The organism is Arthrobacter sp. R1-13 (genome assembly GCF_054161475.1).
This window is the reverse complement of record NZ_CP096420.1, coordinates 3,448,243-3,461,401: the sequence shown is the minus strand read 5'-3', so window position 1 is coordinate 3,461,401 and position 13,159 is coordinate 3,448,243. Positions and strand designations below refer to the sequence as shown.

Here is a 13,159-nt window from a genome sequence, read left to right as displayed (position 1 = left end):
GGTGCCGGATGCGGGGTGTGGGCATCTTCGTCGATGGACTTCATGGATAGTAAGCTTACTGTCTAAATGGCTGTGCCGAGCAGGAGCGGGGTTGCGGATGTCTGAGAAGCTGGCTTCGGAAGGTCGCGGGTGGAGGAGCGGAGCACCCGCCATCCGGCTGCCGGGGATCCTCTTGGGGATTGGCCTTGGCGGGTTTGTGGATGGCATCGTACTGCATCAGATCCTGCAATGGCACCACATGCTGAGCAGCGCGGACACCGCCAATATCCCGGTCGGACCCCATCCCGTGGATACGGTCGAGGGCCTGGAAATGAATACGCTGTGGGACGGCCTCTTCCATTCGTTCACCTGGCTGGCCGTGGTGGTGGGCCTAGCCATGCTGTATTCCAGGGTGGCAAAAGCCCGGGAGAGGGTCTGGGCTTCAAGGGTCCTCTGGGGTTGGGTCCTGGTGGGATGGGGAGCCTTCAACCTGGTGGAGGGCATAGTGAATCACCATGTCCTGGCCATCCACCATGTGATCAGCGGCCCCTGGCAAACTGCTGCCGACCTCCTGTTCCTGCTCTTCGGCGCCATCCTGGTGGTGGCGGGCTGGCTGCTCCAACGTTCCCGTCCCGCGGGGTCTGCTGGACTTGTTTCCGGGGCGGCGCGGCGGGACACCTAGGATAAAAGGGATGACCACCCAGCGCGCAGCCCCTCCGTTCAGCCTCCGGGGTATCGCCGTTCCCGCTTTCGGTCCCAGCCTGCTGTTCAGTTTGGGGGAGGGGGCCGTACTCCCCGTGGTGGCCTTGACAGCCCGGGACCTTGGCGCCTCCGTAGCTGCAGCCGCGCTTATCGTCACGCTGATCGGGCTCGGGTCCTGGTTCTTCAACCTGCCGGCTTCGCTGATCACCCTGAGGTTCGGCGAGAAGTCGTCCATCGTGGGCGCCGGAGCGGCGGGAGCACTGGCACTGACCGCCGCAGGGCTTTCCCTGCTGGTCCCCGATGGAGTCTGGCTGCTCGCAGCGGCGATGGTCGTCGTCGGGATGGCCTCTAGCGTTTTCAGCCTGGCGCGGCAGAAGTACCTCACGGAAGCAGTACCCGTGAAGTTCAGGGCAAGGGCTTTGTCCACTCTTGGGGGAATCAGCAGGATCGGGATCTTCCTGGGGCCCTTCATCGGTGCGGGTGTAATGCAGTTAGCTGGAATCAGCGGCGCCTACTGGGTAGGGGTGGCCGCGATGCTCGCTGCTGCCGTCATTGCCCTGACCATCCGGGAGCTGACACTCCCGGACACGGCTGGTTCGCAGACCGGACCGGAGCCTACCCTCCGCAGCGTTGGCTCCTCCCATGCAGGCGTGTTCCTCACTGTTGGCTTCGGGATCCTGCTGCTCAACGCCCTGCGTGCCTCCCGCCAGGTGGTGATCCCGCTCTGGGCCGACCACCTGGGGATGGATGCCACCCAGGCCTCGCTGATCTACGGGTTGTCCGGCGCGGTGGACATGCTGGTGTTCTATCCGGCAGGCAAACTGATGGACCGCAAAGGCCGGCTCTGGGTTGCGCTACCTGCCACGCTCATCATGGGGGTTGCTCTGTTGCTGATTCCGCTGACGTCCGGATTCCTGGGGCTCACGCTCGTCGCCATGCTGGTGGGATTCGGGAACGGCATCAGCTCGGGCCTCAACATGACCCTCGGAGCGGACTTCTCGCCCGAGCATGGCCGGGGGCAGTTTCTGGGCCTGTGGAGGTTCATCGCCGATGCCGGCTCCACGGGAGGGCCTGTGCTGCTCTCAGCTGTCACGGCTCTTACCTCGCTGGGTGTGGGAGTGCGCGCAACCGGGCTCCTGGGTTTCGCCGCAGCTGCCGTCTTCGCGGTGACAATTCCCCGGCTCAGGCACCGCCGGAACTACTGATTTCGGGGGAGGAGTCTGCTGGTTCCTTCAAAACCTCCGCTGTGCCGTTCTGAGCCGGCCTGATCTTTCAGGACAGTTCAACCCAGCCAAGGCTGCCGTCGTTATCGACAGCCCGGAGCCATTCGCTGCTGGTGCTCAGTACGGTGTCGATCAGGTCTGCGGTGCCCTGCGCTCGGATCTTCTCGATCACGACGAAGGCGGCAGCTGCCAACTGAGGCCAGGATTGGTCAAAGGCGGTGGAAGGGACGAGCAGCAGTGTGGCGCCGGCTGCCAGTGCGAACGCCACCTGAATGATCAGCACCCAGATGAGCATTCGTCCTCCGGATGGTGCGGTGGAGGCGTCCCGAACCTGGTGCTCGAAAACTGTCTCCGGCAGCGGCGAGGCCGGTGGAGGCTGCTACTGGTATGCGGGGGACGCGCACGCGGCCGCCCCTATCTTGAGGCACCGGTCCTCTGCCGGTTGGCCCGCCGTGTGCCCGGCTGAGGGGTTTCCTCTGAAGCAGTTCGGCGCAGGCGGCTCCGGCGTTGGATCAGCAGGGCCGTGGCGATCAGGGTCATCAGTACTGCTGCAGCGACGGCGGCCACCGGGACCCACTGGTTGTTGTCGTTCTGGACGGCAATGATGGGTTCGCCGGGGCCAGCATCAGGGAAGGTAACCGGGGCCGACGCTTCACGTTCCACCAGCCCGCTCTTGAGCTTGATACCTGCAGTCCAAGGGCCGTTGGGGAGTTCCCGGGGCAGTGTGAAGGTGACCTTCTGGGTTTTGCCAGGTGCGATGGTGGTTGCCGACTGGACGCTGAAGGGACCGGCAGACAGACCACCCGGTCCCGCGGTCAGGTTGAGCTCGCCGGTGATGTCCAGGGCTCGTCCGCCGGTATTGGTGACAAGGGCGCCGAGCTCTGGATCGCCCTCCTGGCTACGGGAAGGTGTGAGGGAGGCGATGCTGAAGTCGGCAGGCGGGCCGTTGCCCGGGCCGACGGAGAGGTAGATGCGGATGCCGACCCGGCTGGCCTGGACGACGCCTCCTTTGCCGGGTGCGCTGCGCATTTCTGCCCAGACGGCGCCGTACTGTTCGCCCTCCGGCGCGTTGGCGGGGACTTTGATGGTCACGAGGACCTCGGCTGATTCTCCGGCCCCAAGATCAACCTCCGGGTCTGCCAGGGTCGTCCAGGTGCTTAGTTCATTCCGCACCCCGGAGTCCTCGCCGACGAAGACACCGCCGTCGATGCGCGCCGCTCCCGAATAGAGGTGCACCGTTTGTGTGGCCGCGCTGTTGTTCTCGACCCGGATCCTGCGTTTGATCTCGCCGCCGGGGGCGAGACGGTCAATGATGTAGGTCCGTGCCCTCGGGTCATTTTGCGTACTGGCCGGAATATCCAGCAGCTGGATGCTCAGATCAGCCTTGGCGGGGGCGGTTGCAGCGGAAGGGTTCGTGATGGCGGATGCCGTGGCTGGCACTATCTGGAGGAGTGCCAGCAGGATCATCACGGACACTGTCATCAGGAAACGCAAAACGGGACCTCGTCTTGAAATAGGGGAACTGGTGGGTGTGCCCCCGGAGCGGTCGCCTGCAAACTGCAGGCGACCGCTCCGGATCTGCTACTTGCTGACTGGTCTTAGAGGAGCGAGTGGGTCAGGGTTGCCGTGTAGGTGTCGGCCAGCGCATTGGAGGGTGCAGTGACGCTGAGCGTGGCTCCCCAGGTGGCGGTGTTGTTTCCACTGACGCCGGTCGCGGCCTGAACTGTCTTGGCCGTGGATAGGTCCGTCTGGGTGGTGGGAGCGACGGTGGATGTTCCGGTTTCATCAGCTGCGGCGGGGGCGTAGCTCGCGGCGGTTGCCGGGATGATGTTGGTGGGGGTCGCACCGACAAAGTTGCTGAGGGAGACCTGGGCGCTCCAGTTGGCTTGACCGGCGCGGTTGTCTGTAACCGCTACACCGGAAAGACTGGCAGATGCGGTGCCGCCGGGGGTCAGGGCGCTCAGCGCGGTATTGGCCGGGGCGGAGATACCAATGGAACCGGCGGGCACCTCCACGGTGGCGGTGGTGTCGGCGGCGGAAGCCGGAAGGGCCATGAAGCCGATGAGTGCGGCGGATGCGGCTGCAACAAGGGAAATACGGGAAATACTACGCATGGGTTGAGACCTTTGCTTATAGAGTGTAGCGATCACGGAAATGTCCCGGATGAAGAATCCGCTCCGCCCGCGGCCTGTTCGCAAAACGACGCGGCTGGAGCGGTTCCTCCCGGTTATTCGAAGCTAACAGCCCCAGCACCCAAGCCGGCCAACGCGGGCAGGAAGCTTTCCCAACCCTTGAGCTTCTTTGAGATACCTGCGCCGGGCCTGCGTAAATTTATGGTTACTGCGGAAAATCTGAAGAAAGCTCAAGCCCTGAACCCGATCGACAGGACCTGGTGCCGGCGCGGCGACAGCCCGACCTCTGGGACCCGCACAGCGGGAATCCGGACCAGAGAAATGGTGACGGCGGTGCGCGAGGAGGTGTGGAGATGGCCCGAGTGCTGTCCGTCGCCTTGCCGATCCCAGCCGATGGTCCCTGCATTAGTATGGGTCAATCCGCAATTTACGGCCTGTTGCCGGGACCCAACTAAGGAACGGCCAGGGCAGAACCGATTCGATTCAGCAGCAAACGAATTGACCGGAATGGCAGGGGGTGCCACAGTGACACGGGGAGACGACGTATGGGTCACCGACCCTGCCACGCTCCGTGAGATCATCCTGGACCGGGCAGCGTTGACGGCGCGGCTGGATTCGTGCCCCGATCTGGAGCGGGTATGGATCCTTGCCCTGCTGGGACGGTTCGAGGAAGCGGCTGCGCGCGGAGAAGAGCTGCTGGCATCAGCATCCAAGAGGTTTCACCCGCTGCTCGCCCTCGCCCGCGTGTACCAGGGACAGTACCGGTGGCAGGAGGCGGCGTTGCTGCAGGAGGAGGCCCTGCGCCTCGCCAGGCGGCGGGCTCGGGAAGCCACCGTACGCTACGAGATCGGCCGACGGCTTTTCCATGAAGCGAAATACGGGGAGTCTGCGGCTGAATTCGAATGGTCCGCGGACCTCCATCGCACAGCCGGCAGGTCTCAGAAACGAGTACGCGCTGCCGAACAAGCGATGGCCAGAGCCCGGGAGCTCGCCGCCCATTCATTTCTGGACGCCCCGACCTAAGCACTGTCCATCATTTGCGCGCCAATTCCTTGGAACCGTCGTCGGAAGGCCCGGATAGTTGCGGCTCGGCGGGGATCTAAGCAGCCCTGGCCTAAAGCACTCCATCAGTTTTATGTCCATGGGCGCGAGGCCCCTGGGTACAGAGTGTCCTTGAGCTTTCTGCCGTTCGCAGGGTAATCGCAGGCTTTCCGCAGCATCTGCCGGAGAATCATCTTTGGCCGAAGTTCAGCACCTAGCCTTTAGAACATGTACATTTCAGGTCCTCAATCGGGCGACAGAGGTCGCGACACTGCCCTGCCGGCTTCCTCTGCAGGCCGCTTCCGGGCAAGCCCGAGCCTTGAAGGGGGCGAGCCGCGCTGGATCGAGAGTGCAGTTCTTGATGACTTGGAGGCCCAGATGGGAAGCCGGGACATCGTCGTGCGTTTCGCCCACGACTACGCCCAACTGTGGGTACAACGGCACCACTCCCTGATGACAGCAATTGAGCGTCAGGATCATCAGGCGGCCCTCGATGCAGTCCTTAGCCTAAAGAACTCCTCCGGGATGGTCGGAGGGCTACGGCTGGCAGGTCTGGCGGAGACGCTTGAGGCGGCTATCCGAATGGGCGAGGTCGGGGACATGGGACAGGAGCTGCTGGAAGCGGTGACGCGGCAGGGCCAGGCAACAGTAAACGAGTTGCAGCACAATTACCTCAGGGACAACCCTGCCGGCGTGCATGCCTTGAAGGATGATTCCAGGCTGTGACCTAGACATCCCGGTTCTCACCCTTCGCCGGAGTCAAGCGATAGCCCAGGCCACGGACTGTCTGCACCCAGTGGGGTGCTTCAGGATGCTTTTCGCCAAGCTTACGGCGGAGGTTGCCTATATGAACTTCCACGGCACGCTCGTCGGCTTCACGAAGATGGTCATCGGGATACTCACCCCTGACGACGCGCACCAGATCGGATTTAGTGCGGATTGCTCCCCCTCCTCGGAGTAGCTCATGCAGGAGATCGAACTCCTTCCGCGTGAGGTCCAATGCCGACCCGCGCACGGCGGCTGTGCGGGTACGGAAGTCCAACGTCAACCCTCTGTGCCGGAGGATGTGCTCGTCGTGGCGTACTTCGGCAGACGCTCGGGCTTCCTGGCGAGATCTGCCCTCATGCCCTCTGGATGGTTCCTTCCGCGGGCGGCGCATCATCGCGGCTATTCGCGCCCGTAGCTCGAGGGGGCGGAATGGTTTCATGATGTAGTCGTCAGCTCCGCCTTGAAGTGCACTCAGAAGATCGGACTCGGTAGTTCTGCCAGTGAGCATAACCACATACCCGGTGCTGAACTGGCGGATCCGCCGAAGGACTTCAAAACCGTCGATGTCGGGAAGCCCCACATCGAGCGTCACGACGTCGGGTTGTTTATCACGGACGACAGCAACGCCCTCACGTCCACCGGATGCTGAATAAACCTCGAATCCCGCTTGATTTAAAACGGCTTCCAGAAGGTTTCGCATATCAGCGTCATCTTCAATTATTACCGCCACGCCAAGATCACTCATGGCCCCCCATGTGTTTTATGTGAATTCTCTTACCAAGATGCCGGTGCGAGTATTCATTCCCCCATTCTTCTAAGCTACAAGGGAACGGACGTAATCGGTAAGTTTCGGTGGAACTGAGAATTACGTTCGCTGGGTTGAACCCGAACCAGCTGCCCCGACTGGGTAGCAGCAGGTGTGGTTCTGGGAGCTCAAAACAGCTTCTACCGCTCCCCAATTGGGTAGAGGTTAGCCAGTTTGGGCGTGGGCCACCCGCTTGGGCGGAGGGCTAGCCGGTTGGGGGAGGGGCGGGCCTACCGCAAAGGCGTGTGCCGCCGTCGTACTGCATGCCCGAAAAGCCAAACTCCCGCCAGGGTGGCCGCATATCCGCCGATCACAATGAGCGAGACGCCAGCCCAAAAGTAGCTGATGGTGCTGCCGGCCAGGCCCGCTCCCGGCCCGATCATCAGCAGCGAGTAGGCGGCCACTCCCGCAGATGCCAGGCAGGTCAGCACCGGGAGGACCACCCACAGCCGCAAGGACCCCAGCTGCCGTCCGTAGCCCTCCCATACATTCCATTTCGGGCCGGTTCGGATCACCAGCCAGCCCGCGGGGAACATGAATACCCCCACCACCAGGAACGCCGCAACGACGTCCGCGGGGCGGTGCCACTGGTTGATCAGGGTGGAAACCCCGCTCGCGACGGCGAAGCTGCCGCCCAGGAATCCTGCGAGCGGACGCCAGCGCGGTGAGGCCATGATGAACACCGCTGCTGCGGCGGATGCTGCGAGGGTGGTGTGCCCTGACGGGAGTGAGTTCAGGTCGAGGGTGGTGACGCCCCGGAAGGGTCGGACGGGAACCAGATCCTTGATGACCTGCGTGGCAAGGTTCGCGGCCACACACGCAGTCACGGTGATCCCGGCTGCCATCCACCGCTGCCGGATGACGCACACAAAAATGACCACAATGATGGCCATGACAAGGGAGAGCGTGGGAAGCCAGTCGAGTAGCTTCGTGGCCGCCTTGCCTGCCGGTCCGTGGATGGCTACCGCCTCAACCAAGGCCGATTCGTCGATGTACTGGCCGGTGGTGGTGCGGACAAAGAAGTAGTACGTCCCGGCAACGCCGGCGGCGGAGGCCAGTGTCGCCAGCAGGAAGAGGAACCCGGAAGCGAAGCCGCCTCGGCTGAAGTCGCTGCTGTTTTGTATGTTGCTCTGAGCGTTGCTGCCCCCACGGTGACGCTGTGTGGCTGCTTCGTCGAGTCCGGCAGCCTGATGGTCAGCGCCTGAGGACGCTTGAGTGCTTAAGGGCTGGCCGCTGTGTGTCATCCTTCCCAGATTGCCACAAAAGCCTGCGAACTGCCTGAAGGTAGAGTGGCGCTGTGTCCGAGTCCCCAGCCGCCTCCCTGCTGAATGGCCGCGGCCTCCCGCCGTGGGAGGAAATCCGCGACGGCGCCCGCGTTGTCAGCCTGCCCATGCGCGTGAAGTTCCGCGGGATCCTGCGCCGGGAAGCGCTCCTGCTCGAGGGCCCCAGGGGCTGGGGTGAGTTTGGCCCCTTTCCCGAATATGCCGACGCCGAAGCCTCCCGCTGGCTCGCCTCGGCCATTGAAGCCGGCTGGCACGGCTTCCCCGAACCGCTTCGCACACGTATTCCGGTCAACGCCACCGTTCCCGCAGTCCACGCCAGCCAGGTGCCCGAAGTCCTGGCGCGCTTCGGCCGTGTGGACGCGGTCAAGATCAAGGTCGCCGAGCGTGGTCAGTCCCTGGTGGACGACGTCGAGCGCGTGGCCGCCGTCCGCACCGCCCTTCCCAAGGCGGCCATCCGCGTGGATGCGAACGGCGGCTGGGACGTGGCCCAGGCGGTTCACGCACTGACCCGGCTCGCCGACGTCGGGCTTGAGTACGCCGAGCAGCCTGTCCCGGACATCGACGGCCTTGCGGAAGTCCGCCGGCGCCTTCAGGCGGCCGGAACCCCGGTGCTGATTGCCGCGGACGAGAGCGTCCGCAAGGAAGAGGACCCGCTGAAGGTTGCCCGTGCCGGAGCCGCCGACCTGATCGTGGTGAAAGTAGCACCGCTGGGCGGAGTGCGGCGGGCCCTGGAGATCGTGGGCCAGGCCGGACTTCCCGCCGTCGTAAGCTCCGCCCTGGATACCTCTGTTGGTATCCGGGCAGGGCTCGCGCTCGCCGCTGCGCTCCCCGAACTGCCCTACGCCTGCGGCCTGGGGACGGTGTCGCTGCTCGCCGGTGACGTCACCCGGGATTCCCTGGTGCCCGACGACGGCGCCATCCGGCTCCGAGGCGTTCTCGCCGACCCGGGACTCCTGGCCGAGTTCGCTGCGCCGCCCGATCGTGTGGACTGGTGGATGGAGCGGCTGCGACGGGTCTACGTCCACCTTCAGTTCACCGAAGCTTCACCGGGCCGTCCTCCGGGCTTCGCACCGCGCTGACAGGGTGGGCGGGACCGCATCTCACCCCCTGGAAGGTCCCCATGCCTGATATCTCCACCCCGGATACTGCCCGGCGCAAATTTCCTTTTCTCCCCGTGCTTCCCATGCTCGGTCACACGAAAGGAAAGCGCAGCCCCGTCACCTGCGCCCTGAAATGCGACAACGCCTGCTCCGGCGAAGTCTGCAACACCAGCTCCAACTCCTACTTCCGGGACATCGCCTCCGCCACCATGTCCCGCCGCGCCGCCCTTGGGTTCGGCGCCGCCGGTGCCCTCGCCGTCGTACTTGGTGGCTCGTTGAGTTCGGCAGAAACAGCAGTTGCCGACGGCGGTCCGGGCCTCGCGCCCGCAGCGAAAAAGGGCCTGCGTTCCCGGCTCCAGTTCACTGCCATCGCTCCCGTTGACGCCGCCGTTGACGCCGTCACCGTTCCCGAGGGCTTCACGTGGAAGCCGGTAATCCGCTGGGGCGATCCGCTCTTCAGCGACGCCCCCGCTTTTGACCTGTCGAACCAGACGGCTGCTGCCCAGGAGCGCCAGTTCGGCTACAACAACGACTACACGGACATCCTGGAGATCCCCGGCAGCAAGGGCCGCCGGGCGGTGCTCTTCGCGAACCATGAGTACACCAACGACGCCATCATGTTCCCGCCGAGCATGCCGGCTGACCAGGTGCGGGCCGTCGGTGCAGCTGCCCACGGTCTGTCCGTGGTGGAGCTCGAGCGCCAGAACGCGCGCAAACCATGGACCTACGTTCAGGACGCCCCGCTCAACCGCCGCTACCTCAACGAGACGGTCTACGAGCTCACCGGTCCTGCCGCCGGCTCCGAACTGGTCAAGACCGTGGCCGACCCCTCCGGCAAGGCCATCAAGGGAACTCTGGGCAACTGCGCCGGCGGAACTACGCCCTGGGGCACCATCCTTTCGGGGGAGGAAAACTTCCAGGGTTACTTCGCCGCCGCCGGCACGTCCGCCGCTGACAAGCGGTACGGCCTGACGTCGTCGGCCACTGCCAGGGGCTGGGAGCTGGACGATCCCCGCTTCGATACCCGCAACGCCGGGTACGTGAACGAGTCCAACCGCTTCGGCTGGATCGTCGAGGTGGACCCCTTCGACCCGACGTCGACCCCCAAGAAGCACTCCTCCCTGGGCCGCTTCAAGCACGAGGGCGCCAACGTGATCGTGGCCGACTCCGGGCACGTGGTGGCTTACTCCGGGGACGACGAGCGCTTCGACTACCTGTACAAGTTCGTCTCCCGCGACAAGTACATTGAGGGCGACCGCGCCCACAACATGACGCTGCTCTCCGCCGGCAACCTGTACGTCGCGAAGTTCACGGGCAACTCGCCCCTCGCCGAAATCGACGGTTCCGGCGCCCTGCCGGCAGACGGGGAGTTCGACGGCACCGGGCAGTGGCTGCCGCTGGTGGTCGACGGAGCCTCGGCGGTTGCCGGAATGACCGTGGCCGAAGTCCTCGTCTACACCCGCTTGGCCGCGGACAAGGTTGGCCCTACCAAGATGGACCGCTGCGAAGATGTGGAGCCCAACCCGTTCACGGGCAAGGTGTACGTCGCGTGCACCAACAACTCGGACCGCGGCAAGGCCGGCAAGGAAGGCGCCACCGAGGTCAATCCGCGCAACCTCAACCGCGACGGCCACATTGTGGAGATCACGGAGAGCGGCGACCAGACTGCCACGAACTTCAACTGGAACCTGCTGATGGTGTGCGGAGACCCGGCCCAGGGCGACGTCACGTACTTCAGCGGCTTCCCTGTGGACAAGGTTTCGCCGATTTCCTGCCCGGACAACCTGGCATTCGACTCGGTTGGAAACCTGTGGATTTCGACCGACGGCGCGCCCTCGGGCATCGGCAAGGCTGACGGGCTGTTCAAGGTCACCCTGGAAGGTGCCGAACGCGGCCGTGTGGAACAGTTCCTGGCCGTTCCGCAGGACGCCGAGACATGCGGCCCCATCATCCACGATGCCGAACGCAACGTGTTTGTCGCCGTCCAGCACCCTGGCGAAGACGGTACATTTGCAGAGCCCCGGTCGCTGTTCCCGGATTACGTTGCTGCCGGAGCTGTTGCTGCTCCGGGCACGGCCCGCGCTCCCCGTCCGTCCGTGATCCAGGTCTTCCGCATCGACGACTGACGCTCCCTACCCCCCCAACGCTCCCTCACCTTTCGTCGGTTTTTTGGGGACGCTCCTTCACCTTTCGTCGGTTTTTTGGGAACGCTCCCTCACCTTTCGTCGGCCGCACGGCGGAAGGTGAGGGAGCGTTTGGGGTTTGCGGGCGAAAGGTGAGGGAGCGTTTGGGGTTTGGGTGCGAAAGGTGAGGGAGCGTTGCTTTTGGCGCCGACTGATATTTTGACAGGGTGAACAGCCCAGCCGACCTGCTTGTCCCCAGAGTCCAAACCGCCATTGCCCAAGCCTTCGGCGAAGAATTCCACCAGACAGACCCAGTGATCCGGCCCTCGCAGTTCGCCGACATCCAGATTAACGCCGCCATGGCCCTGGCCAAGAAAGTGGGCCTTCCGCCAAGGGAGGTCGCAGCCCGGATCGTAGAGGCATTGGAAGTGAATGGCATCTGCACTTCGGTTGAGATCTCCGGCCCCGGCTTCATCAACCTCACGTTCGACGGCACTTGGATAGAGGAACTCCTCAACCAAGCGAGGGAGCACGACGGCGAGCCGACGGCGGTACGGCATCGCGTCGTCGTCGACTATTCCTCCCCAAACGTGGCCAAAGAAATGCACGTTGGCCACCTGCGAACCACCGTGGTGGGCGACAGCCTGGTGCGCGTGCTCGAGGCGCTCGGGCATACGGTGATCCGGCAGAACCACATCGGCGATTGGGGGACGCCGTTCGGCATGCTCATTGAGCATTGGCTGGAGGTGGGCGAGGGATCGCAGGAGGCCGCGCTGCTGGTGGATGACCCCAGCGCGTTCTACCAGGCGGCGCGGGCAAAGTTCGACGCTTCTGTCAATGATGAGGACGGTTTTGCCGCAAGGGCACGACGGCGGGTGGTTGCTCTGCAGGGCGGAGACCAGGAGACGTTTGAGGTGTGGAAGCGGCTGGTGGCTCAGTCGAAACTGTACTTCAACGCCATTTATGCCAAGCTCGGCGTGAGCCTGACCGACGACCATATTGCCGGCGAGAGCTCCTATGACGCTGATTTAGCACGCCTGTGCCAGGAACTCGAGGATCTCGGAATTGCGCGGGTAAGCGATGGTGCCCTTTGCACTTTCCCTGCTGGCTTCACCGGACGCGACGGCGAGCCCCTGCCGCTCATCATCCGTAAGTCCGACGGCGGCTACGGTTACGGGACCACCGACCTCGCCACCATCCGCTACCGTGTCCGTGAACTTCACGCCGACCGGGTGCTTTATGTCGTTGGAGCTCCGCAAAACGTGCATCTGCGGATGGTCACGGCGACGGCTCGAGAAGCTGGCTGGCTGCCGGAAACCGTCGAGGCCATCCATGTGCAGATCGGCAACGTGCTGGGGGAGGACGGAAAGATTCTGAAGTCACGCTCCGGCGCCCCCGTGAAGCTCATGGCGCTGTTGGACGAAGCCGTGGACAGGGCTCGCGCCGTTGTTGACCTAAGCCGGCCTGATCTGACTCCGGAGGAACGCGAGCTGACGGCCCGGCAGGTAGGAATCGGCGCAGTGAAATATGCCGACCTCTCCGTGGGGCACGACACCGAGTACGTCTTTGACTTTGACCGGATGCTCGCCCTAAACGGGAACACCGGGCCCTATGTGCAGTATGCCGCGGCCAGAATCCGGTCCATCCTGCGGAAGGCCGGGGCGCTGGAGGGCTCGACTGACGGAGGAGCGGGGGGTGCGGGAGCAACGGTGGCCGGGATCGCCGTCGTCGAACCGGCCGAGCGGGCGCTTGCGCTGCATCTTCTGGAGTACGGAACCACCCTTCGGAAGGTAGGCGAACTGCTGGAACCGCACCGGCTTTGCGCATATCTTTTTGAGCTGGCCCAGCTCTTCACCACGTTCTACGATCAGTGCCCTGTTCTGAAGGCTCCCGAATCCGTACGCGAATCACGGCTGGCCCTGTGCGGACTTGTCCTCCACAGGCTCATCGAAGGCCTGGACTTGCTGGGCATTGAAACGCCGGAGAATATGTAGCCGCCTGTG

At 64.1% G+C, this 13,159-nt stretch carries 13 protein-coding genes; 7 read left to right on the top strand and 6 right to left on the bottom strand.

Annotated elements, in window-relative coordinates:
- The first annotated feature begins 97 nt into the window (after positions 1 to 97).
- Both M1D88_RS16025 and M1D88_RS16020 read left to right on the top strand, forming a co-directional pair.
- The gene (locus M1D88_RS16025; protein WP_458111736.1) at positions 98 to 661 is read left to right on the top strand and encodes a DUF2243 domain-containing protein; all 564 of its coding nucleotides are present in this window, start codon (positions 98 to 100) and stop codon (positions 659 to 661) included.
- Between the two features lie 10 nt (positions 662 to 671).
- Positions 672 to 1,886, top strand: coding sequence for an MFS transporter (locus M1D88_RS16020; RefSeq protein WP_458111735.1), 1,215 nt, complete (start codon positions 672 to 674; stop codon positions 1,884 to 1,886).
- A gap of 67 nt (positions 1,887 to 1,953) precedes the next feature.
- Here M1D88_RS16020 and M1D88_RS16015 read toward each other — a convergent pair whose 3' ends face one another.
- The 4 genes from M1D88_RS16015 to M1D88_RS16000 form a co-directional block, all read right to left on the bottom strand.
- Positions 1,954 to 2,199, bottom strand: a complete 246-nt coding sequence (locus tag M1D88_RS16015) for a hypothetical protein (RefSeq protein ID WP_458111734.1) — start codon at positions 2,197 to 2,199, stop codon at positions 1,954 to 1,956.
- Positions 2,200 to 2,318: 119 nt separating this feature from the next.
- Complete coding sequence (locus tag M1D88_RS16010) at positions 2,319 to 3,386, bottom strand: hypothetical protein (RefSeq protein WP_458111733.1); 1,068 nt, start codon at positions 3,384 to 3,386, stop codon at positions 2,319 to 2,321.
- A gap of 116 nt (positions 3,387 to 3,502) precedes the next feature.
- The gene (locus M1D88_RS16005) at positions 3,503 to 4,018 is read right to left on the bottom strand and encodes a hypothetical protein (protein WP_458111732.1); all 516 of its coding nucleotides are present in this window, start codon (positions 4,016 to 4,018) and stop codon (positions 3,503 to 3,505) included.
- Between the two features lie 248 nt (positions 4,019 to 4,266).
- On the bottom strand, positions 4,267 to 4,455 hold the full coding sequence (locus M1D88_RS16000) for a hypothetical protein (RefSeq protein WP_458111731.1): 189 nt from the start codon (positions 4,453 to 4,455) through the stop codon (positions 4,267 to 4,269).
- Positions 4,456 to 4,561: 106 nt separating this feature from the next.
- Between M1D88_RS16000 and M1D88_RS15995 the strand changes: the two genes are divergently transcribed.
- Together M1D88_RS15995 and M1D88_RS15990 are read left to right on the top strand one after the other, a co-directional pair.
- The gene (locus tag M1D88_RS15995; protein ID WP_458111730.1) at positions 4,562 to 5,059 is read left to right on the top strand and encodes a hypothetical protein; all 498 of its coding nucleotides are present in this window, start codon (positions 4,562 to 4,564) and stop codon (positions 5,057 to 5,059) included.
- A gap of 246 nt (positions 5,060 to 5,305) precedes the next feature.
- Positions 5,306 to 5,803 carry an Hpt domain-containing protein gene (locus tag M1D88_RS15990; protein WP_458111729.1) on the top strand — a complete coding sequence of 166 codons (498 nt, stop codon included), beginning with the start codon at positions 5,306 to 5,308 and terminating at the stop codon, positions 5,801 to 5,803.
- Between the two features lies 1 nt (position 5,804).
- Here M1D88_RS15990 and M1D88_RS15985 read toward each other — a convergent pair whose 3' ends face one another.
- Together M1D88_RS15985 and M1D88_RS15980 are read right to left on the bottom strand one after the other, a co-directional pair.
- Positions 5,805 to 6,590 carry a response regulator transcription factor gene (locus M1D88_RS15985; RefSeq protein WP_458111728.1) on the bottom strand — a complete coding sequence of 262 codons (786 nt, stop codon included), beginning with the start codon at positions 6,588 to 6,590 and terminating at the stop codon, positions 5,805 to 5,807.
- 290 nt (positions 6,591 to 6,880) lie between these two features.
- Positions 6,881 to 7,894 carry a phosphatase PAP2 family protein gene (locus M1D88_RS15980; protein ID WP_458111727.1) on the bottom strand — a complete coding sequence of 338 codons (1,014 nt, stop codon included), beginning with the start codon at positions 7,892 to 7,894 and terminating at the stop codon, positions 6,881 to 6,883.
- Between the two features lie 146 nt (positions 7,895 to 8,040).
- Here M1D88_RS15980 and M1D88_RS15975 point away from each other — a divergent pair, with 146 nt between their 5' ends.
- The 3 genes from M1D88_RS15975 to argS all read left to right on the top strand — a co-directional run bounded on the left by M1D88_RS15975 (position 8,041) and on the right by argS (position 13,150).
- Complete coding sequence (locus M1D88_RS15975) at positions 8,041 to 9,012, top strand: o-succinylbenzoate synthase (protein WP_458114550.1); 972 nt, start codon at positions 8,041 to 8,043, stop codon at positions 9,010 to 9,012.
- A 41-nt stretch (positions 9,013 to 9,053) separates the two neighbouring features.
- Positions 9,054 to 11,159 carry a PhoX family protein gene (locus tag M1D88_RS15970; protein WP_458111726.1) on the top strand — a complete coding sequence of 702 codons (2,106 nt, stop codon included), beginning with the start codon at positions 9,054 to 9,056 and terminating at the stop codon, positions 11,157 to 11,159.
- 224 nt (positions 11,160 to 11,383) lie between these two features.
- Complete coding sequence (gene argS / locus M1D88_RS15965; protein ID WP_458111725.1) at positions 11,384 to 13,150, top strand: arginine--tRNA ligase; 1,767 nt, start codon at positions 11,384 to 11,386, stop codon at positions 13,148 to 13,150.
- The last annotated feature ends 9 nt before the right edge of the window (positions 13,151 to 13,159 follow it).